This is a genomic window from Martinezella tropici (assembly GCF_003287875.1).
GTDB lineage: Bacteria > Pseudomonadota > Alphaproteobacteria > Rhizobiales > Rhizobiaceae > Rhizobium > Rhizobium tropici_C.
The window spans coordinates 74835-94629 of record NZ_QMKK01000048.1 but is presented as its reverse complement, the minus strand read 5'-3'; the positions used below and the strand labels follow the sequence as shown (position 1 = coordinate 94629).

Here is a 19795-nt window from a genome sequence, read left to right as displayed (position 1 = left end):
GGCGCCTATCATGTCCCAGGATGTGGCGCGCACAACCGAGGAAGATCCGTTGTATGCCGCCTCGATGGAAAAGCGAATCCTGGTGATTTATCGCGCCTGGAAGACTGATCCGGCGCAGGCCGAGGAGTGGTGAATGGGGACTGTTTCGCAGTTGCGCGAACGCGTCAGGCCGCCCGCGCATCGCGTTCAAAGCGAAGAGGAAGCGCTCGATATTGCCCGATCACTCGCGGCTGATTTCGCGCAGCAGGCAAGCGACCGCGATATCAACCGCATCCTGCCCTATGACGAGATCGAGGCGTTGTCCATATCAGGCCTCCTCGGCATTTCAGTGCCTTCGGAGCATGGCGGCATCGATATTTCGAACTGCGTTCTTGCGGAGGTCATTGCCATATTGGCGGAGGCCGATCCTTCCATTGCGCAGATATTGCAGACGCATTTTCACGTGCTGGAGGCGATCAGGATTGCCGGCAGTGAGGAACAACGGGCATCCCACTTCGAACGAGCCATTGCAGGCGATCGCTTCGGCAGCGTCTTTTCCCAACCCGAGACCGGCGGGGCGGATCAGGATGGCCTGCATCTGTCACCGGAAGGGCTCGGCTTTCGCCTCAACGGCCGGAGCCTGCCTTCCGCCAGCATCCTGTTCTCGGACTGGGTCGCACTGTTCATTCCGGACCGGCGCAACGGGCTGATGGCAGCCATCCTGCCGAGAAATACCGAGGGCATTCAGATCATCGACGACTGGGACGGTTTTGGTCAAAGAACATCCGGAAACGGCACGACCATATTGCATAATGTTTATCTCAGCGCCGATGCCCTGCTCTCGCAGCACGAGAAGCTGACGGAGCCCACTGTGATCGACTGCGTGAGCCAACTCACCCATGCCGGCATCAATCTCGGCATCGCCCGATCCGCACTTGCGACGACCATGGAGTTCGTGCGGGCCAATCCTCACCTATCGGCGGATAACAGTTCCAAGCGGGCCGTGGACGATCCATTGCTGGTGACGAGAATCGGCGAGATTGCCATTCGGATCGAGGCCGCAACAGCGATCGTGGAGCGTGCCGGCAGCAAGATCGATGCCGCCCAGATCAACCTCACCGAGGATCACGTCATCGATGCTGCGCTCTCCGTTGCGGCGGCCCAGGCGATTACCGCTGATATCGCTATGGAAGCATCCAATACGCTGTTCGATCTTGCCGGCGCGACGTCGGCGCGCATCGGGCTCAATCTCGACCGCCACTGGCGCAACGCCCGCATTCACACACTGTCTGATCCCGCGCGCAAAACGCACAATATCGTCGGCAATTACCATCTCAACGGCATAAAGCCGGCAAGAAACTCGCTCGTCTGAAAAATGTAGGGACGGTCAGCCGATCTGCGAGGCGCGGTGGTCTTCACGCTCCGGTATCTCGATATCCGCGCCGCCGGTAACAAACTGTTCCAGCGACATGTTGTCGAGAATCTCCGCAATGGCGTCACGCACCTCCGTCATGGAGCGCCGCACCTGACAGCGCTCGGGATCGGAACAGTCGTCACAGGCTTCGTAGGCCGTACGGCTGGCGCAGCGGATCGGCGCCAGCGGGCCGTCCAGGGTGCGAATGACATGACCGATGCGGATTTCCGATGCCGGACGCGACAACGAATAGCCGCCACCCGGCCCCTTTTTGGAGCGCAAGACGCCGGCATTGCGCAATTCGAGCAGGATGGTATCGAGAAACTTCTTCGGGATATTGTTGCGCAACGCGATATCGTTGATGAATGCCGTTTCCCCAGGACCGAGGCGCGCAAGATCCACCAACGCCTTCAGTCCGTATTTTCCTTTTTTCGTAAGCATCGCCGTCCGCTTTACTGCAAAGTCGATTGTTGAAACCCGGCTTGGCCACCCAAGGGAGACTCACCGGTCCATCCTGTCACCACGGATTGCGGAAGTAACCCCGCGCCTCCTGACGAGCAAGATAGTAACTCACAAATTGTATAGTTTATATGAGTAAATTTAGGCAATTGTATCGCCTAAGCAACGAATTTGCGGTTTTTCTTGGATTTAGGCGGCGCTACTATCCAAATATGCCGTCTTTTGCCCATGGTCGTGATCGCTGATCGCACCGGCGACCTGTTCGGCGACCAGAACGGCATGCTCGACTACCTCGGGCAGTCCCATGAGTTCGCCGAACGTTCCACGCGCAAGCGGTCCGGAAATAAACAGGGACGGCGCTACCGTTCCATCGGCAGCAAGTGCCCGCGATTGCGTATCGCAGGCAAATCCCAGCCGGGCCGGATCCATTGCGAGATAGCCGGCTTCCGATAGTTCTTCGATCCAGCCTTGCGATTGCAGAATGCCGCGATGTCCGGGGCCGGTGGTGACGACGACCGCATCGAATTGTCTGTCCATATATCGCTCGGACCGGCTGAGCTGCAATCTGCAGTCAATGAAGCCGTTGGCTACGACGACACCTGCGACCGAAGCTGCCAGAACCTCGAGCCTGCCGCTTTCGATCGCCCGATCGCTGACTGTCTCCACCTGCGGCGCGACCCGAAAACGATGCACATCCCAGAACGGCCTCAAATGCCTGACGAGACGGCGCCGCTCCTCGATCGGGAGCGCCTGCCACACATACCGGCCCTGCGCCCTTACCTGGTCGATGACGGCATGCCAGCTGTGTCCTTCGCTCTGCGCTTCGCGGATCGCGGCCCGTAGGCGGCGCAGGAGATCAAGCGCCGTCTTCGAAGGCTCACTGGCGAAATCGCCGAATGGTTCCTGCTTCACCGCCGCATGGCCGCGTGAGCGCAGACCGCGTCGCGATATGGCGGTGACCGGTCCCATGTGCCCCCTGAGTTCGAGTGAGGCAATGACGTCGGCCGAGGTCAAGCCGTTGCCGACAACCAGCACACGATCCTCGGCCCGGATAGCCGCAAGCGCATTCGGCCGCGTCGGATCCGGAACGAAGCGCGGATGACCGGCAAGCGCATCCTGCAGCACCTGCGGCGGAAGGGGCGAAGGATGGCTGGTGGCGATGACGAGAATATCCGCATCCACGCGCTGACCGGCCGCGCCGGTAACCGCCCAGCGGCCATCTGCCCTCTCGATGCGCTCCACGCTTTGCCTGACATGGACAACGCGCCCATCCTCGACGAAAGGATGGATCATGCTATTGATATAATTGCCGAAAACGGAGCGCCTGGGAAAAAGATTGCCACTGGCGGCCACCGCCGCCTCATCGTCGGCAAGCGCATCCCTCTGCTGCAGCCAGCGTTGAAAATGCTCGATGTCATCGGGCAGCAGGCTCATCTTTGCCGCCGGCACATTGATACGGTGAGCGGGATCTTGCGTATCGTAGGCAAGCCCTGCCCCGAGACGTTCCCGTGGCTCGAAGATGAAGAGTTGGCCAGGTTGCAACGACCGCTGCTGCAGCAGATGGAAGGCAACCCCCGTTCCGGAAACGCCGCCGCCGACGATGACGATAACAGGCAGTTCACGCGCCTGGCGATCAGAGCCAATGGTCAATAGCCAACTCCCTCAAGATCGATCTGCCGCGAGTCTTTTGCGTGTCGATCAATCGCAATCTCATTGAAGATAATGGTATACTCTACAAAATTTGTTGACAATACGATTGCGGCGGGTGCCAGCTCTTCAGACAACCAAAGGCAGTCAATGCAATGCTGATATTCCTTTGCAAACAAATGGTTATTTGTGCCGCGCACAACATTGTTTTTGCGTCGCAGGATGTAAAAAGCTTGGCATGCGCCGGTTGAAAGAACATACTAGCGGTTGTTCTGGCTCGTGTTCTCTGTGGGAGGAGAAACATCATGGAACTGCTTCGTCTGCTCACTGCCTTCGACTATACGCTGGTGCTGATTCTGGCAGTCATCTTTGTGTTCAGCGTCATGGAAGGCGGGCATAAAAAGCATTGAATTTGGGCTGTAGAAAGCGATAGCCGTCGCGGCCGGGCAGCGCCCGGCAGAGTCAGATGCATTTCAGCTGCCATGCCCAGAGCCCGCTGCGGGGCGCAAATAATCGACACAAATGACGAGCTGCCTCGGCCGGTATTTCCGATGCGGCTGCCTGCATGCAAAGTTCTTTCAAACCGGGAATAAGGATGTGTCACTGTACTCACAAAGCCGACAGTAGATATTGCAGCACTGGATTGTATAATTCGACGCTCTTCGCCCGTTAAAGTGAGAGAATTATTCCACAAGCTTCGCGCAAACAATTCTTAGGATATTTCCTTACATCGATAAACCATCGATCGGAGGGGATATACTCATGGGCTATGACTGGAGCGGCATCAAGACACGCCGGATGAGAAGGCTGAAATACGGGCTTTCGCTATTCCTCTTCACCATGTCCATAGCAGCGCCAATCATGTTCCTGCTGCATCTCCGCTGAACCCTTGGCAAGACCTGCTCCGATTGCTGGACCAGGAATTTCGCCTCGGGGCAGCGCTTGAAGTTAGGATCAATCCATCGCGACGGGGAACCAAAGCGAGCTACGGCCGTTCCTAAAGGCTTACGCTATTCAGGAGAACACCATGGCCGACGTCTCGCTGGACAAGGATATCAACGCGCAGATCGATGAGCTCCGCAGACAGATCAGTAAGCTCTCGACCGTCCTGAAAACCAAGATCGATACCGCCACCGATCGTGCGGACGAGACCCTTTATTCATCGAAAGCGAAGGCTGCAAGCATTGCGGACCAAGCTCGGTCCGAAGGCCGGAACGTGGTGCAGGCTGCAAGGGAAAATCCGACAGCCACGAGCTCCATCCTGATCGCAACGGCGCTTCTGGGCGTCTTGACCGGCCTTCTGCTCGGCAAGCTTTCGAACTGATCCGACAATTCCCGTCAGACAAAGACTGATCGGTCACAATGGCAACAGCAACCGCGCATCGTTTGAAGTTTTGCGCCATGTTTGGGCGGAGGGCGCAACGGAACTGATGGACAAGCGTTGAAGCAAGATCGAGCCGGTCGCGTTTGAAATGTGAAACCGGAAAATGAATTGGAAACGACTTCCAAATCATCGTCGTCAATCAGCGTAAATCTTGGCTAAGTGCCTGAAAAGATGGTGGGTGATGTAGGGCTCGAACCTACGACCCGCTGATTAAGAGTCAGCTGCTCTACCAACTGAGCTAATCACCCGTACCGCTTGCTGGCGGCGTGACCGGGCATATAAATAGGATCGGTTTGATTGTCCAGCGGCCAGACGAATTTTCTTTGATTATTTGTCAAAAAAATTTCAGAAGCCGCGAAAAACCCCGTAAAATCAAAGCTCAAGGATTCCGGATGCAATGCGCACAGCCTGGCCGCCGATGCGGGCATTGGTGATCAGGCCGCCGTCGACATCGACATGGAGGTGAATCAGAGACGGCCGCCCCATCTCGATGCCCTGCTCGACGATGAAGGGATGATGCCCATCCGGCAGCGCATCGAACTGATTGATGGCGCCGGACATCGCCGCGACCGCCGAACCCGTTGCCGGGTCCTCCACGATCCCCATGCCGACCGGAAAGACGCGCGCGTGAAACTTCGCCGCATGGTTGACCCCGCCACGGCAATAGATGAAGGCCGAGGCCAGCGCGCCATCGACGAAGGGGACCGTCTTCTCCCAGAGCTGCGAATCGAATTCCATCCGCTCGGCCGCACCGACATCGTGCACCGGCACCAGAAGAAACGGCACTCCGGCGCTCCAGATGGAAGGAACATGGTTCTCGAAACCAATCTCGGTGATGTTCAGGCTGAGCGCGTTGGCGATGTCGGCCTTGTCGAGCGGCAACAGGATCTGCTGCGATTTCTTCGGCAGGTCGAACTCGGCAAAGCTCGCCTTGTTCTGCCGCAGCTTGATGGCGCAGCGCACCGGCCCAAGGCGTTCATCGAGAACGGAAACAAGATCGAGATCTCCGCCATGGCTGGCATGGGCTTTCTCCGCCAGAGCGATCGCCGTGCCGACGGTCGGGTGCCCGGCAAAAGGCAGCTCGCGGGCAGGCGTGAATATGCGCAAGCTTGCCGTATGGGCCGGATTTTGCGGCGGCAGCACGAATACCGTCTCGGAGAGGTTCAGCTCCCTGGCGATCGACTGCATCGCCTCGTCGCTCAGGCCCTCGGCTTCGAAGATGATTCCGAGCGGATTGCCCGCCAGCTTGCTGTCGGTGAACACATCATAGACACTATAGCTGCGCGTCAATCCGGCCTCCATCCGTATTTCCAGATTCGCTTATTCATACCGGCAAGCGACCCTAGCGCAAGCCCAAGCTATTTGTCGCTGCCGAAGAACCAGGCGAGAATAGGACGCATTGCAATATTATAGGGATGCGCCGTTGGGTCGGCCGATCGAATAGCAACCACGCCATCGACCTCGTCCTCTTCGGAAACGAGCATATGCGCCTCGATCCGCCGAAGTATCTCCTCGGCTGTCCACGGAAAACGGAAAACGCGGAGAAGCGTGATCGAACGCCTTATATGCATTGCGTAATATCCGGATACCGCAGCGGCATCACGTAGATCGAGGCCGGTCTCCTCCAACAGCTCACGCCGCATATTGCCTTCGACATCGGCGTGCCCGTCGACGATATCGTTCTCATCCATCGATCCGGAGGCGCAATAGACCTGACCGGGATTTGCGGTATGGGCGGCCATGCGTATCGCGATGATCGCTCCGTCCGACGATACGATAACGGGAAAGGCAAAAAGGTGAAAAGCTCCCGGCTGCCGCTGCTTTCGCCACAAGAGAAATGTCGAGAAGGACGTTACATAGGCCTCCCCCTTCACTGCACCGCCTTCAAGCGACAGCCTGTGCTGAAAGATCATGCGACCGTCATAAAGTGATGGGTTGGCGGCAATTTCCCTTGCCCAATTTTCCCGCGCCGCCTCCTGCTCGCGCAGGTGAAACGGATGTTCGCCGGGAAACACGGCAAGGTCGATGCTGGAGATGGGAAACACGGTGCTTTCCGGCGGCCAGCCGGCCATGTCGTTCTGTTCTGAGAAGGTCATATCAAATCCAATGTCATGACGATGGGGCAATGATCGGATGCTTTCGGCCTGTCCCAGCCGACGCGGGGATAGCGTTCCACCTCCTGCCCCGGTGGAAATATGGTGCGGAAAGGCTGGCCTGAACGAACGACATCCGGGACCCGAGTTGCATTGGCGCGCGCCAGAGCGGGCGACAGCCAGATGTAGTCGAGCTGGCACAGCCGCTGCTCCTGCGGCCCGCGCGCGTGATAGAGCGTCCAGCGATCGAGTTCGTCGCGCCGCTGCATGATATTTTCGGCAAAGCCGTCATGGCTGAAGACATCGAGCGCGCTGCCCTTCTCTTCGTTCCGCGCCTCGAAACGATAGCCCGTGCGGCGCGTGCCGATGACATCGATCCATTCCTGATAGTCGTTCATGTCGCCGCAGATGGCGAAATTCTTCGTTGCCGTATGACCGGCGCCGAACCGGTTCTCGATGATGCGGCGAACCGCCAAGGTCTCGGCGCGGCGGATCGGCATGGTCGCATGACGCCCATCCACGCCTTCACGCGCCGGCCCCATCGATTTGAGATGCACGACATAGAGCGAAAACGGCACCCCGCCGATATGGAGATGCAGCTCCAGGCAGTCACGCTTGAAGATCTTGTCTTCCGGATGAATCTCGAGTTCCGCCAGTTCGTCGTTGAAAAGACCGAAATCGCCATATGTCACCATGGCGTGACTCTTGATGTCGTTGAGCACGATCGGCTGGCCGTCGCGCGTTTCCTCACGCATCATGACGGCGACATCGATGCCGCGGCTGTCATTGCCTTCGATCAGGAATTTCTGGCGATAGCCGTTGCCGACCATGCGGTAGAGGTACCCGTATTCGAAGGCCTGCAGCGCGGCCATGTTGTCGACCTCCTGCAGGCAGATGATGTCGGCATCGGCGTCTGCGATCGCCAGCGCCGTCATCTGCCTGGTGTCGTCGGTCGCAGCGATCACACGCGCCGCTTCCAGCTGCTGATAGATCTCTTCATTGCGGACATCGAAGAGCTGCAGCACGCGATCCTGGCGCAACTGGTTGCGAAAACCGGTGTAATCAAAACGGGTCAGAAGGTTTTCGACATTGAATGTCGCAAGGCGCAGGGACATGAAGCATTCCAATTTATGAAGAAGCAGGCGAGCCGGTTCACTAAACCGATATCACCCGGCCTTCGCGGTCACGGTCGATTTGAATTTGCCCATCAGATACGGGCCGGAGAGAACAGACGCATATTTCGGCTCCTCGCCTTCCTTCAGGCACGACGGCAGGCAGGCGATCTCGGCAAACCAGTTCGGCTGATGGAAGAAGGCCAGGGATTGCCGCCGCTGCATGCCGCCCTCCTCCGGCGGCGGATTGACGACGCGATGCACGGTCGAGACCCAGCGATCGTTGGTCCAGAGCGCCATCAGGTCGCCGATGTTGATAACGAAAGCCCCCTCCACCGGGGGCACCGGCGTCCAGTTGCCATCAGGAGCGATGATCTCGAGCCCTTTCGAGCCGGATTGCGGCAGAAGGATCGTCAGGCTGCCGTAATCGGTATGCGCACCGGCGCGAAGCTGGCCCGGCTGCGGCGGTACATGCTGCTCGGGATAATTCAGCGCCCTCAGCGCACTGATCGGTGCATCGACGTGAGGATCGAAGAAGTGTTCGTCGAGGCCGAGCGCCGTTGCGAACACGCGCATGATGCGCGCCGCCAAATCTTCCATAGCTCCGTAGTAAGCCTTCCATGCCTCCACAAATCCATCAGGTTCTTCCGGCCAAATGGTGGCGGCATAGCAGAAGCCGAGCGCCTCCGGATCGCTCATATCAGCGGGAACGGAAAGCGGGCCGCCATTGAAGCTTTCCTTCAAATCCGGCGGCGTGTCGACATTGCGCGATTTTGCCAGCGCTTCGGTGCCCGGCCCGAGATAGCCGTAGGGATAACCGGGATAGAGCGTTTTCGCCCGCTGCTTCACCTCGGGTGGCAGATCGAAGAATGCTTGCGTTTTCTTCCAGACCTCGGCGATGACGGCGTCTGCAACGCCATGGTTGGAAATTGCCAGAAAGCCGGTCGAGCGGCATATCCGATCCACCTCCGCACCGAGCCGCTTTTTCTCCTCATGACCAGCCGCCTCGAAGGCGCCGAGATCGAAAATAGGAAAGCTATGATCGGACATGCGCGACTCCCATCCGTAACCTCGAGCAAATCAAGCATAGGAGAAGGCGGGGAACAACCATCTTGTCCCCTGCCCGATCAAAGCCGCCAGGCCGAGCGGACCGCGACCCGATAATCATCGCCCACGGCAACAGCCTCGCGGCTATAGGCGCGCAACACCTGTCCATCCGACATAGACAGCCTCAGCGCATAGCGCTCGCCCTCATAGAGAACGGAATCGACACGGCATGAAATGCCCTCGCCGTCGACAACCACGTCCTCCGGCCGCACGAGAACATCCGCGCCCGCCGAGCCGCCTGCCCGATTCTCCCATAAGCCCCGGAAGAACGGCCAATCGATACGGCGCGGACCGCCGTCGGGAAAAGCCATCGACAGGATGGCGCCCTGCCCGACCAGACTGCCGACCATTTTCCCTTCAGGGCGTGCATAGATCTCCGCCGGCTGCGCCACCTGCAGGAGCCGCCCTTCGGACATGACGGCAACATCGGTCGCAAGCGCCATCGCTTCGCTCTGGTCGTGCGTGACATAGACCATGGTGGCACCGGAGCGCTGATGAAACTCGCGAAAAGTCTCCTCCATCTCCTTCTTCAGGTGACGGTCGAGATTGGCGAGCGGTTCGTCGAGCAGCACGACATCGGGCGATGTCACCAAGCAGCGAGCAAGCGCCACGCGCTGGCGCTGGCCGCCGGAGAGTTCGGCTGGCCGGCGCTCGGCATAATCGTCAAGCCGCACCGTCGCCAAGGCCTCGCGCACCTTCTCGCGATAACGCTCGCCGGAGATGCCGCGCACCTTGAGTGGATAACCGACATTGTCTGATACGTTCATATGCGGCCAGAGCGCATAGGATTGAAACACCATCGCCATGTTGCGCCGCTCGGGCGGCAACATGTTTACGGCATCCGCCAGTAGCCGTTCGCCGAGATGGATGGAGCCATCCGTCGGCTGCTCGAAGCCGGCGATCATTCGAAGCACGGTCGTCTTGCCGCAACCGGAGGGGCCGAGCAGCGCCAGGAAACCGCCCTCGCGAACATCGAGCGACAAGGCATTGACGGCAGCCCGGCCACCGGTACCAAAATCCTTGCTGATATGGTTGAGGATCAGCTTCGCCAAGGCACCACTCCCTTCGGCAGGCGCTTGGCCATGATTTCCAGAAGCACCATCATGATGACGACCATGGCGATGACGATGACCGACATGGCCGAGGCAAGATCGGCGCTGCCGCCGTCGTCGAGATTGTAAATGACGACGCCGAGCGTCTGCGTGCCGGCCGACCAGAGCAGAGCCGAAACGGTCAGCTCGTTGCAGGCAATGAGGAAGACGAGGATCACCGAGGCACCCGCCGCCGGCGCGATCAGCGGCACGATGATATCGATCAACCGGCGGAAGAAGCCGGCTCCGGAAAGCCGCGCCGCCTCTTCCAGCGCCGGATCGAGCTGCAGGAAAGCGCTCATGACCGGCTTCAGGCTGACGGCGAAATAGGCGGAGAAATAGGCAAGCAGGATGATCCAGATCGTTCCGTAAAGCGTGACGTTGAGGATCGGCAAGGGTGCGGCAAACACCAGAATGAAGCAGACGGCAATGATGATGCCCGGAAGCGCATAGGGGATCTCGATCATGCCGCCAACGATGCGGCTGAGCGCGTCCTTGCGCCGCGTCAGCGCATAGGCCGTGAGCACTGTCACGAAGAGGAGACCCAATGCTGTCATTCCCGCCAGAAACAACGAATTGGAAAAGGCGGTCCGCGTTATGCTCTGCCGAAACAGGATTTCCGTGAAGGCATTGAGCGATGCCGTCTTGAAGGTGAGCGGCACGCCATAGGCCGGCACCAGCGCGCCTGCGACCAGCGCCAGGAAGGGTGCGACGAGCATGACGAACAAAATGGCGCAGAGCACGGGCAAGGCCAGATAGCGCCAGCGGCCAAGCGAAAAGGCAGCCGTCGCACCGGAAATACCGATGACACGGTAATCACGCCCCTTCAGAGCCCTGCCCTGCACGGCAAGACCGGCAACGGCGATGACGGCGATCATCGTCGAGAGTACGGCGATATCGCCGAATGTCCTCGGCCCGAAATTGGAGAACTTGGTGAAGATCAGGGTCGATAACGTGTAGATCGAGGCAGGAATGCCGAGGATCGCAGGAATACCGAAATTGCCGATCGAGGAGACGAAAGCAATCGCGGCTCCGGCAATGACACCGGGCAGAGACAAGGGCAGAATAATATCGCGGAAGACGCGCAGGCCTGAGGCTCCGGAAAGCCTTGCCGCTTCCACACCATCGCGTGGCAGCGCCATCAGGCCGGCGCGCAAAGCGAGATAGACCAGCGGCGCATGCTGAACGCCATAGAGCAGCGCGATGCCGCTGACGGAATAGAGCGGCTGCGGCGAGCCGAGCGGCGGCGCGATATGCAGCGCTTTCAGCAAAGGGCTCGACGGCCCGGACATCTGCACCCAGGCAAGCGCCGTGACCTGCGGCGGGATCATCATCGGTAGCACGAAGAGGAAACCGATGAGCCCCCTGCCCGAAAGATCTGTCAATGTCAGCAGGAATGCGAAGAGGCTGCCAAGGACGACGGAAATGATGGTGCCGAGCACGGCCGTTTCGATCGTGTACCAGACCGAGCGCCAGAGCGCGGGATCGGTGACGAGCTCATAGGTCCCGCCCTTGAGAAGTGCCTCGATGCCGGTAAGCGCCAGCCGCGCCAGCGGCAGGACGCTGAGCAACAGCACGACGGCAACAACAAAAGGAAACAGCCAGGCCGGCTGGCTGTTTCCCCTACGCATATATGAGTACATTCCAGATCCGGGTCGGATTACTTCGACTTGAAGTAGGTGGAGAAGGTCTTCAGGTCCTGATCCGTGTTCTTGAGAGCATCGGCGGCATTCAACGGCAAAACCTTGATGCTGTCACGTGCCGGGAAGCCTTGCGGCAGCGGCGTACCATTGCGGGCCGGGATGTAGCCGAGCTTCAGGAAGCCTTCCTGGCCCTTTTCCGAGAGGACGTAATCGACGAACTTCTTGGCGGCATCGGCATGCTGCGTGCTCGCCAGAATGCCCACCGGTTCGGTGACGGCTGAAACACCTTCCTTCGGGAAGACGAATTCCAGCGGAGCGCCCTTGGCCTTCTCGCGGATCGGCATGTAATCGACGATCATGCCATAGGCCTTCTCGCCGGAAGCAACCGACTTGAGCACCGCGCCATTGCCGCCCGAGGCGATCGCGCCATTGTCGGCGAGGTTCTTGTAGTAATCCCAGCCGAGGCTACCGACGCCGGCGAGCGTCTGCGCGTGAATGAGAGCGGCGCCCGAGGCAAGCGGGCTCGGCATGGCGACGAGGCCCTTGGCTTCCGGCTTCACCAGATCCTGCCAGCTTGCCGGCTTCATCGCGGCCGCGGTGTTGTAGACGATGCCGGTCGTGATCAGCTTGGTGGAATAGTAATAGCCGTCGGTGTCATAGAGCGAGGCATCGTAGTTCTTGGCTTCTGGCGACTTGTAGGCAAGCAGCTTGCCGGCTTCCTTCAGGCGCTCCAGCGTCACCGTATCGGCGATCAACAGGACATCGGCGACCGGAGCGCCAGCCTGCATTTCGGCCTGCAGCTTGGCGATGATCTGCGGCGTGCCGTCACGAACCCAATCGACCTTGATGCCGGGATTGGCGGCCATGAAGCCATCGACAGTCGCCTGTGCATCGGCATTCGGCTGACTGGTATAGAGGACGAGATCGGCGGCATTGGCGCTGCCGGAGAAAAGGGCAATGGCCAACAGGCCGGCAAAGGCGGAAACAAAGGTCTTCATGAAAACGTCCTCGACTAGGTTGTAGGAGGTTGTCTAGACGCAGGGCTTAACATGATTGTGACAGTTGAATTTGAATAGATTGCCGTTCGTATGATGATTGAATCTTGACGATCGGCATCCGGCGCTATTTCTTGACGTACGTATTTCAGACGGGATCGAGGAGGACAGATCTATGGAATATCGCCTGCTTGGCCGCTCCGGCCTCAAAGTTTCCACCATCACAATGGGCACCATGACTTTCGGCGGCGTCGGCTGGGCAAAAACCGTCGGCGATCTCGGCATCAAGGATGCCAAGAAGCTTGTCGACATGTGTATCGACGCCGGCGTCAACCTGCTCGATACGGCCGACGTCTACTCGCAAGGCGCATCGGAGGAGATTCTCGGTGAGATCATCGGCGGCCCGCGCAAGAACGGCGTGCTCATCGCCACCAAGGCACGCTTCCCGATGGGGCCGGGCGTCAACGATGCCGGCTCGTCCCGCCAGCACCTCATTCAGGCCTGCGAGGCGAGCCTGAAGCGCATGAAGACCGATGTGATCGATCTCTACCAGCTGCATGAGTGGGACGGACAGACACCGCTGGAAGAGACGATGGAAGCGCTCGACACCTTGGTTCGCCAGGGCAAGGTCCGCTATATCGGCTGCTCGAACTTTTCCGGCTGGCACATCATGAAGGCGCTCGGCGTCAGCGAGCGCGACAAGCGCGAACGCTTCGTCAGCCAGCAGATCCATTACACGCTCGAAGCACGCGACGCGGAAAACGAGCTGGTGCCTGTTAGTATCGACCAGGGCCTCGGCATTCTCGTCTGGAGCCCGATCGCCGGCGGCCTGCTCTCGGGCAAGCATCGCCGCAATCAGGCGACACCGGAGGGTACGCGCCAGTTCGCCGGCTGGACGGAACCGCCGATCCGCAATGAGAACCGTCTGTGGAATATCGTCGACAGGTTGGTGGAGATCGCAGATGGTCGCGGCGTTTCCGCCGCTCAGGTGGCGCTTGCCTGGCTCATCGGCCGAAAGGGCGTGACCTCGGTCATCATCGGCGGCCGCACCGAGGCGCAGTTCAAGGACAATCTTGCCAGCGCCGAATTGAAGCTGACCGACGAAGAACGCAAGCGGCTGGACGACGTCAGCCTACCGCCGCTGATGTATCCCTATTGGCACCAGCGCAATACCGCCAGCGACAGGCTGAGCGAGGCCGATCTGGCGCTGATCGGCCCGCATCTGGCGAAGTAAAAAACGGTGGTGGCGGCTTAGGCCGCCATTGCTCCGATCTCGCCCGCGATCAGCTTGCCGAGCCGCGAAATGCCCTCTTCGATCATCTCGTCATTGGCGCAGGAGAAGCTGACGCGGAAGGTGTTCGCGCCCGAACCGTCGGCGAAGAAGGCCTGCCCGGGCACGAAGGCGACTTTCGCCGTTTCTAGCGACCGCGCGAGCAGCTTGGCGCCATCCATGCCCTTCGGCAGGGTGATCCAGACGAACATGCCGCCCTGCGGCCTCGTCCAGCTCGTACCGTCGGGCATGTATTTCGCAAGCGCCGCCAGCATGCAGTCGCGGCGGTGGCTGTAGGTCTTGCGGATCTTGGCAACCTGCGCATCGAAACCACGCTCTGCGACCTGATGAATGGCGATCTGGTTGATGGTCGAGGAATGCAGGTCGGCCGCCTGTTTCATCAGGACGAGTTTGCGGATGACAGGCGCATTGGCAACGACGAAGCCGACGCGAAGGCCAGGCGCCAGCGTCTTCGAAAAGCTGCCGCAATAGATCGTGCGCGTGTCGTTGATGCTGCCCTTGCGCGCGATTTCCAGCGCCAAGATCGGCGCGACCGGATCGCCGTCATAACGCAGCGACTGATAGGCGGCGTCTTCGATGACGGCGATATCGAGCTCTTCGGCAAGGTCGAGCACCTTCTTGCGGCCGGCCAGATCGACGGTCTCGCCCGTCGGATTGGCAAAATCGGCCGAGAGATAGGCGAACTTCACCCTGCCGCCCGCCTGCGAAGCCGCGGCGCGATAGGAATCCGGCGTGCGGTTGCCGTTCGGCGTCAGCTGGTCATAGGCCGGCTCATAGGCGTTGAAAGCCTGCAACGCGCCAAGATAGGTCGGCGCTGTCACAAGCGCCGTATCCTTCGGCGACAGGAAAAGCTTGCCGAGATAATCGAGCCCCTGCTGCGAACCGGAAACGATGAAGACATTTTCGAGTTCGCAGGGAATGCCGAGCGCGCCCATCTGGCCGACAAGCCATTCGCGCAGCGGCTTGTAGCCCTCGCTGACCGAATATTGCAGCGCTGCATTCACCGTCGGACCGGAAAAGATATCGGCATAGGCCTGCTTGAATTCGGCATCGGGAAACAGAGCGGGATCGGGAATACCACCTGCAAAAGAGATGATATCCGGCCGCTCCAAGAGTTTCAGCAGCTCGCGGATTTCGGAGGCGCGCATGCGGCTTGAGCGCGTCGCAAAGATATTTTCCCAATTCAACATGGGGCTTCCTCGTAATTTTTGGTCTTTCCGTCACAAGATCACGCAATAAAAGATAAGTCAATAATGCTGACCTATTTTGTTTGTGACAGTGACAAACAACTCTCGAAACTCAACGATGCTTTGCCGATCACCGATGCTCGGACCGCTTCCGAATGACCTACACATTTCTCTCTTCGGGTGCTATTCTTACGTTCTATCCATCGATCGGAAAAAGTAAGAATGGCGACCGCAACTCTCTCCTCGAAATTTCAGATATCGATCCCGAAAGAAGTTCGTGACCAGCAGCATTGGAGCGCGGGCCAGGAATTTGTTTTCATTCCGAAGGGCAAGGGTGTGCTGCTTATCCCCGTACCCGAACTTGCTGACCTCAAGGGCATGGCGAAGGGCGCCAACCCTGGTAATTACCGTGACCGGAAAGACCGGTTCTAATGCGCGTCGTTGATAGCTCAGCCTGGATCGAGTGGCTGACCCAAGGTCCGGCTGCAGATCGGCTTCAAGGCGAGATGCCTGCGCGAACCGAATGTATCGTCCCCACTATCGTCCAGCTCGAACTTTCCAAATGGCTGGAGCGCGAGCGCGATGAGGACGCAGTCGATTCCTTCTTCGCCTACACCGCCACCTGCATCGTCGCTCCCCTCGATACCGCTCTCGCCCGCCGCGCCGCCGAAGTCTCTGCGAAATACAAACTCGCACTCGCCGATGCGATCATCTACGCCACCGCCGAACAGCACGACGCCGACGTTCTGACGCTGGATGCGCATTTCAAGGACCTGGAACGCGTGGTCTATTTTGGCAAAGCATAATAGATATTTGCCCTTTTCCGCTTAAACGCGATACATCTCGAAAAGGCGCCAACCAGCATGAGCACCGATCCGACATCGTCCTTCTATACCGACAACGCCGTCGTCTACGCGGCGCGTGAACGCAGGCTGCCGCGCCAAAGGCTGGATGCCTTTCTGACCGCCCTGCCCGCAGGCGCAGCCATCCTCGAACTCGGTTGCGGCGGCGGTCAGGATGCCGCCTACATGCTGTCCCGCGGCTTCGACGTTACGCCCACGGATGGCTCCGCCGAACTTGCGAGAGAAGCGGAAAAGCGTCTCGGCAGGCCCGTTCGAGTGATGCGCTTCGAAGCCTTGGATGCCACCGAAATCTTCGACGGCATATGGGCGGAAGCCAGCCTTCTGCATGTTCCGCGATCTGTTCTGCCGGATATCTTCGATCGCATTTTGCGCGCCCTAAAGACGGGCGGCATCTTCCACGCCAGCTTCAAGGCGGGTGAAGCAGAGGGGCACGACAAGTTCGGACGCTATTACAACTATCCGTCGGCCTCATGGCTTCGGGATATGCTAAGCATTCGCGGATGGAAGAACATCACCATGACCGAAGCCGACGGTGGCGGTTTCGATGGCGTGCCCACAAGATGGCTCTACGTCGCCGCTCATAAATAGAAAGGCCGGAGCTTTCGCCCCGGCCCTCCAATCCAGCTCTCGCCGAAAGCTTAGTTGACCGACTTGTCGACCAGCTTGTTCTTGCCGATCCAGGGCATCATGCCGCGCAGCTTGGCGCCGACTTCTTCGATCTGGTGGCTGTCGTTGTTGCGGCGGATACCCTTGAAGCGGGCAGCACCCGAACGGTATTCCTGCATCCACTCGGAGGTGAACTTGCCGGTCTGGATGTCCTTGAGGACACGCTTCATCTCAGCCTTGGTTTCTTCGGTGATGATGCGCGGACCGGTGACGTATTCGCCCCACTCGGCCGTGTTCGAGATCGAGTAGTTCATGTTGGCGATGCCGCCTTCATAGATCAGGTCGACGATCAGCTTCACTTCGTGCAGGCATTCGAAATAGGCCATTTCCGGAGCGTAGCCGGCTTCAACCAGCGTTTCGAAGCCGGCGCGGATGAGCTCGACGAGACCGCCGCAGAGAACGACCTGTTCGCCGAAGAGGTCGGTTTCGCACTCTTCGCGGAAGTTGGTTTCGATGATGCCCGAACGGCCGCCGCCGACGCCGCAGGCGTAGGAGAGAGCGAGTTCAAGGGCGTTGCCGGAAGCGTTCTGATGGACGGCAACGAGGCAGGGAACGCCGCCGCCCTTCTGGTATTCGCCGCGAACCGTGTGGCCCGGGCCCTTCGGCGCGATCATGACGACATCGACCGAAGCCTTCGGCTCGATGAGGCCGAAGTGAACGTTGAGGCCGTGTGCGAAAGCGATCGCAGCGCCGTCACGAATGTTCGGAGCAATATCGGCCTTATAGATATCGGCCTGCAGTTCGTCCGGGGTCGCCATCATCATCAGGTCGGCCCAGGCGGCAGCTTCGGCAACGGTCATGACCTTGAAGCCATCGGCCTCGGCCTTCTTGATCGTGGGCGAACCGGCCTTCAGCGCGATCACAAGGTTCTGTGCGCCGCTGTCCTTCAGGTTCAGCGCGTGAGCGCGGCCCTGGGAACCGTAGCCGATGACGGCGACCTTTTTCGACTTGATGAGGTTGAGATCGGCATCACGATCGTAATAGACGCGCATTGTTTGTCCTTCCCTTTGCTTGTCTGGTGTAAACTTGGATCTGCTCAGACGGTCGCTGCTGCTTCCGCCAATACCTTTTCCGTGCCGTAAAGCTTGAGGAAGGCGCTGACCGCCTTCTCAGCCTGACGGCTCGTATCCTTCAAACCGGGCTCACCGAGCAGCATGCGCACATGCAGGTCGGAGACGATGAGCCCATAAAGCGTGTGATATGCCTCGTCCGCATCGGCAAAGCGCAGCAACCCCACCCGCTTGCCGGCATCGATGAGACCGATGGCACGGCGGTCGATCTGCCGGCGCCCGCGCTCCAGAAGCAGCTTGCCGAGCTTCGAGCCATCGCGGTTCGACTGGCCGATCGCCAGGCGGTTCAAAGCGAGAGAAACGTCGCCCGCCAGAACCTCCAGCAGGTCGCGGGCGAATATGACGAGGTGGTCATGCAGGCTTGCCGGATTCAGCCGCTCGCCATTGCGCTCGAAGGTGCGAACCTTGCTGGCCTGATAGGTGATCATCGCCGACAAAAGACCGTCACGGTCGCCGAACCACTTGTAGAGACTTTCCTTCGAGCAATTGGCGGCGCGCGCGACGCCCGAGGTCGTCAGCGCCTTCTCGCCGCCGTCGACGAGCAGACGCAGCGCCTGCTCCAGAACGGCGTTCTGGCGCGGCGAAAACTCGCTCGACTGTCCTACTTCGCTCAGCACGATGGCCACTCCCAAATGCGTACCGTACGGTACGGTTCGTGGCGCTTTATGCAGGACGACAAGACAGCCGTCAAGCGGAATTCGTTGCTGCACTGCGTTAAAAAGAGAGTGCTTTTCATGCTACTAAACGGTAGCAGCTGCCGCGAGTCGGTCAGTTGATCGATAGGGCTTGACGCAAATGATTGGTCGGAAACATCGCCTACTCGGCCGCGACCACGCTATTGCGCATGGCCTCGACATCCTTCAGCGGCGGCAGGCCGTAAAGCCGACTATATTCGCGGCTGAACTGTGAAGGACTCTGATAGCCGACACGATGACCGGCCGATCCGACGTCGAGCTGCTCGACGATCATCAGCCGACGGGCCTCATGCAGCCGAAGCTGCTTTTGATACTGCATCGGCGATAGGGCCGTAACAGTCTTAAAATGATGATGCAGCGAGGAAACGCTCATGCCGACGCGCTCGGCGAGTTCTTCGATGCGCAGCGGCTGCGTATAGTTGCCGCGGAGCCAGGCGACGGCACGCGCCACCCGGTTGCTCTGGCTCTCCGCCATGGCGATCTGCAGCAGCCGAGGGCCGTTCGGACCAGTTAGCAGGCGGTAGAGGATTTCCTGCTCGATCAAAGGCGCCATGGCCGGAATATCTTGGGGCCGATCAAGCAATCGGAGCAGCCGCAGCGAGGCATCGAGCAGTTCCGGCGAGGCGGCATTGACCGCAATTCCGCGCACAGGCTCGGCAGTCAGTGCCTGACGCGGAACGCTGACGCGCGACAGCAGCTCCTTCAACCGTTCGCTGTCGAGCGCCATGCCGAAGCAAAGATAGGGCGCATCGCTGCCGACATTGGTGACCTGCGTCGACACCGGCAAGTCGAGCGCAGTCAAAATATACTCGCCGACCCCGTAATTGTAGGTCTCGGCGCCGATTGTCAGGTTCTTGCGTCCCTGGACCACGATGGCAAAACAGGGCCGGTAAGCCCCATGCTGCCACACGGTCGCGGCCGACTGCCGATAGAGATTAAGATTGTCTATCGGCGTGCGGTGTTCGCCGTCCCCCGGAGCGAAACGTGCAACGATCGATGCGAGTTCCTGATTGGGATTGAAAGGCAGTGTCATGCGCAACCAACTGTTTTCGTGCAGATATCGATGCTTATCTAGATAACACCATTCGATCGCGAAAGA

At 59.4% G+C, this 19795-nt stretch carries 21 protein-coding genes and 1 tRNA gene; 8 read left to right on the top strand and 14 right to left on the bottom strand.

Translation table 11 applies throughout. From position 1 onward, the window contains the following. The first annotated feature begins 10 nt into the window (after nucleotides 1–10). Nucleotides 11–133 (top strand): hypothetical protein, encoded by a 123-nt coding sequence (locus tag DQ393_RS34140; RefSeq protein ID WP_281024039.1) that lies wholly within the window; start codon nucleotides 11–13, stop codon nucleotides 131–133. After that, nucleotides 134–1351, top strand: a complete 1218-nt coding sequence (locus DQ393_RS22560; RefSeq protein ID WP_112343945.1) for an SfnB family sulfur acquisition oxidoreductase — start codon at nucleotides 134–136, stop codon at nucleotides 1349–1351. 15 nt (nucleotides 1352–1366) lie between these two features. On the opposite strand, the gene DQ393_RS22555 is transcribed toward DQ393_RS22560, so the two are convergent. After that, nucleotides 1367–1834 carry an RrF2 family transcriptional regulator gene (locus tag DQ393_RS22555; RefSeq protein WP_112343944.1) on the bottom strand — a complete coding sequence of 156 codons (468 nt, stop codon included), beginning with the start codon at nucleotides 1832–1834 and terminating at the stop codon, nucleotides 1367–1369. Nucleotides 1835–2041: 207 nt separating this feature from the next. Next, nucleotides 2042–3502: an FAD/NAD(P)-binding protein gene (locus tag DQ393_RS22550; RefSeq protein ID WP_112343943.1), complete on the bottom strand. Its 1461-nt coding sequence runs from the start codon at nucleotides 3500–3502 to the stop codon at nucleotides 2042–2044. Between the two features lie 759 nt (nucleotides 3503–4261). On the opposite strand from DQ393_RS22550, the gene DQ393_RS34135 reads away from it, so the two are divergent. After that, nucleotides 4262–4384: a hypothetical protein gene (locus DQ393_RS34135; protein WP_281024038.1), complete on the top strand. Its 123-nt coding sequence runs from the start codon at nucleotides 4262–4264 to the stop codon at nucleotides 4382–4384. A gap of 142 nt (nucleotides 4385–4526) precedes the next feature. Beyond that, nucleotides 4527–4823 carry a hypothetical protein gene (locus tag DQ393_RS22545; protein ID WP_112343942.1) on the top strand — a complete coding sequence of 99 codons (297 nt, stop codon included), beginning with the start codon at nucleotides 4527–4529 and terminating at the stop codon, nucleotides 4821–4823. Between the two features lie 232 nt (nucleotides 4824–5055). On the opposite strand, the gene DQ393_RS22540 is transcribed toward DQ393_RS22545, so the two are convergent. The 8 genes from DQ393_RS22540 to DQ393_RS22505 all read right to left on the bottom strand — a co-directional run bounded on the left by DQ393_RS22540 (nucleotide 5056) and on the right by DQ393_RS22505 (nucleotide 12927). Then, a tRNA-Lys gene (locus DQ393_RS22540) sits at nucleotides 5056–5131 on the bottom strand. 124 nt (nucleotides 5132–5255) lie between these two features. Next, the gene (locus DQ393_RS22535) at nucleotides 5256–6173 is read right to left on the bottom strand and encodes a PhzF family phenazine biosynthesis protein (protein ID WP_169645003.1); all 918 of its coding nucleotides are present in this window, start codon (nucleotides 6171–6173) and stop codon (nucleotides 5256–5258) included. Nucleotides 6174–6241: 68 nt separating this feature from the next. Then, entirely contained in the window at nucleotides 6242–6979 is a 738-nt protein-coding gene (locus DQ393_RS22530) for an NUDIX hydrolase (protein WP_112343940.1), read from the bottom strand. Next, nucleotides 6976–8091 (bottom strand): endonuclease/exonuclease/phosphatase family protein, encoded by a 1116-nt coding sequence (locus tag DQ393_RS22525; RefSeq protein WP_112343939.1) that lies wholly within the window; start codon nucleotides 8089–8091, stop codon nucleotides 6976–6978. Before DQ393_RS22525 ends, DQ393_RS22530 begins: the two co-directional genes overlap by 4 nt. A gap of 51 nt (nucleotides 8092–8142) precedes the next feature. Then, nucleotides 8143–9138, bottom strand: coding sequence for an isopenicillin N synthase family dioxygenase (locus tag DQ393_RS22520; RefSeq protein ID WP_112343938.1), 996 nt, complete (start codon nucleotides 9136–9138; stop codon nucleotides 8143–8145). 77 nt (nucleotides 9139–9215) lie between these two features. Further along, complete coding sequence (locus DQ393_RS22515) at nucleotides 9216–10247, bottom strand: ABC transporter ATP-binding protein (protein ID WP_112343937.1); 1032 nt, start codon at nucleotides 10245–10247, stop codon at nucleotides 9216–9218. Then, nucleotides 10235–11929: an ABC transporter permease gene (locus DQ393_RS22510; protein WP_112343936.1), complete on the bottom strand. Its 1695-nt coding sequence runs from the start codon at nucleotides 11927–11929 to the stop codon at nucleotides 10235–10237. The genes DQ393_RS22515 and DQ393_RS22510 overlap by 13 nt, the downstream gene beginning before the upstream one ends. A 17-nt stretch (nucleotides 11930–11946) precedes the next feature. Next, nucleotides 11947–12927 (bottom strand): ABC transporter substrate-binding protein, encoded by a 981-nt coding sequence (locus DQ393_RS22505; RefSeq protein WP_112343935.1) that lies wholly within the window; start codon nucleotides 12925–12927, stop codon nucleotides 11947–11949. A gap of 172 nt (nucleotides 12928–13099) precedes the next feature. Here DQ393_RS22505 and DQ393_RS22500 point away from each other — a divergent pair, with 172 nt between their 5' ends. After that, nucleotides 13100–14158 (top strand): aldo/keto reductase, encoded by a 1059-nt coding sequence (locus DQ393_RS22500; protein WP_112343934.1) that lies wholly within the window; start codon nucleotides 13100–13102, stop codon nucleotides 14156–14158. A gap of 17 nt (nucleotides 14159–14175) precedes the next feature. Here the strand turns inward: DQ393_RS22500 and DQ393_RS22495 are convergent, their stop codons facing one another. Continuing rightward, nucleotides 14176–15405 carry a PLP-dependent aminotransferase family protein gene (locus DQ393_RS22495; RefSeq protein ID WP_112343933.1) on the bottom strand — a complete coding sequence of 410 codons (1230 nt, stop codon included), beginning with the start codon at nucleotides 15403–15405 and terminating at the stop codon, nucleotides 14176–14178. 219 nt (nucleotides 15406–15624) lie between these two features. Between DQ393_RS22495 and DQ393_RS22490 the strand changes: the two genes are divergently transcribed. The 3 genes from DQ393_RS22490 to DQ393_RS22480 are packed head-to-tail and all read left to right on the top strand — an operon-like array spanning nucleotide 15625 to nucleotide 16853. Continuing rightward, nucleotides 15625–15834 (top strand): AbrB/MazE/SpoVT family DNA-binding domain-containing protein, encoded by a 210-nt coding sequence (locus tag DQ393_RS22490; protein ID WP_112343932.1) that lies wholly within the window; start codon nucleotides 15625–15627, stop codon nucleotides 15832–15834. After that, on the top strand, nucleotides 15834–16208 hold the full coding sequence (locus DQ393_RS22485; RefSeq protein WP_112343931.1) for a type II toxin-antitoxin system VapC family toxin: 375 nt from the start codon (nucleotides 15834–15836) through the stop codon (nucleotides 16206–16208). Before DQ393_RS22490 ends, DQ393_RS22485 begins: the two co-directional genes overlap by 1 nt. Before the next feature lie 57 nt (nucleotides 16209–16265). Next, the gene (locus DQ393_RS22480; protein ID WP_112343930.1) at nucleotides 16266–16853 is read left to right on the top strand and encodes a class I SAM-dependent methyltransferase; all 588 of its coding nucleotides are present in this window, start codon (nucleotides 16266–16268) and stop codon (nucleotides 16851–16853) included. Between the two features lie 50 nt (nucleotides 16854–16903). Here the strand turns inward: DQ393_RS22480 and ilvC are convergent, their stop codons facing one another. From ilvC to DQ393_RS22465, 3 genes are all read right to left on the bottom strand, one after another. Further along, the gene (gene ilvC / locus DQ393_RS22475; protein WP_037202641.1) at nucleotides 16904–17923 is read right to left on the bottom strand and encodes a ketol-acid reductoisomerase; all 1020 of its coding nucleotides are present in this window, start codon (nucleotides 17921–17923) and stop codon (nucleotides 16904–16906) included. A gap of 44 nt (nucleotides 17924–17967) precedes the next feature. After that, the gene (locus DQ393_RS22470) at nucleotides 17968–18618 is read right to left on the bottom strand and encodes a TetR/AcrR family transcriptional regulator (protein ID WP_112344062.1); all 651 of its coding nucleotides are present in this window, start codon (nucleotides 18616–18618) and stop codon (nucleotides 17968–17970) included. A gap of 199 nt (nucleotides 18619–18817) precedes the next feature. Continuing rightward, nucleotides 18818–19729: an AraC family transcriptional regulator gene (locus DQ393_RS22465; protein ID WP_112343929.1), complete on the bottom strand. Its 912-nt coding sequence runs from the start codon at nucleotides 19727–19729 to the stop codon at nucleotides 18818–18820. Between the last annotated feature and the right edge of the window lie 66 nt (nucleotides 19730–19795).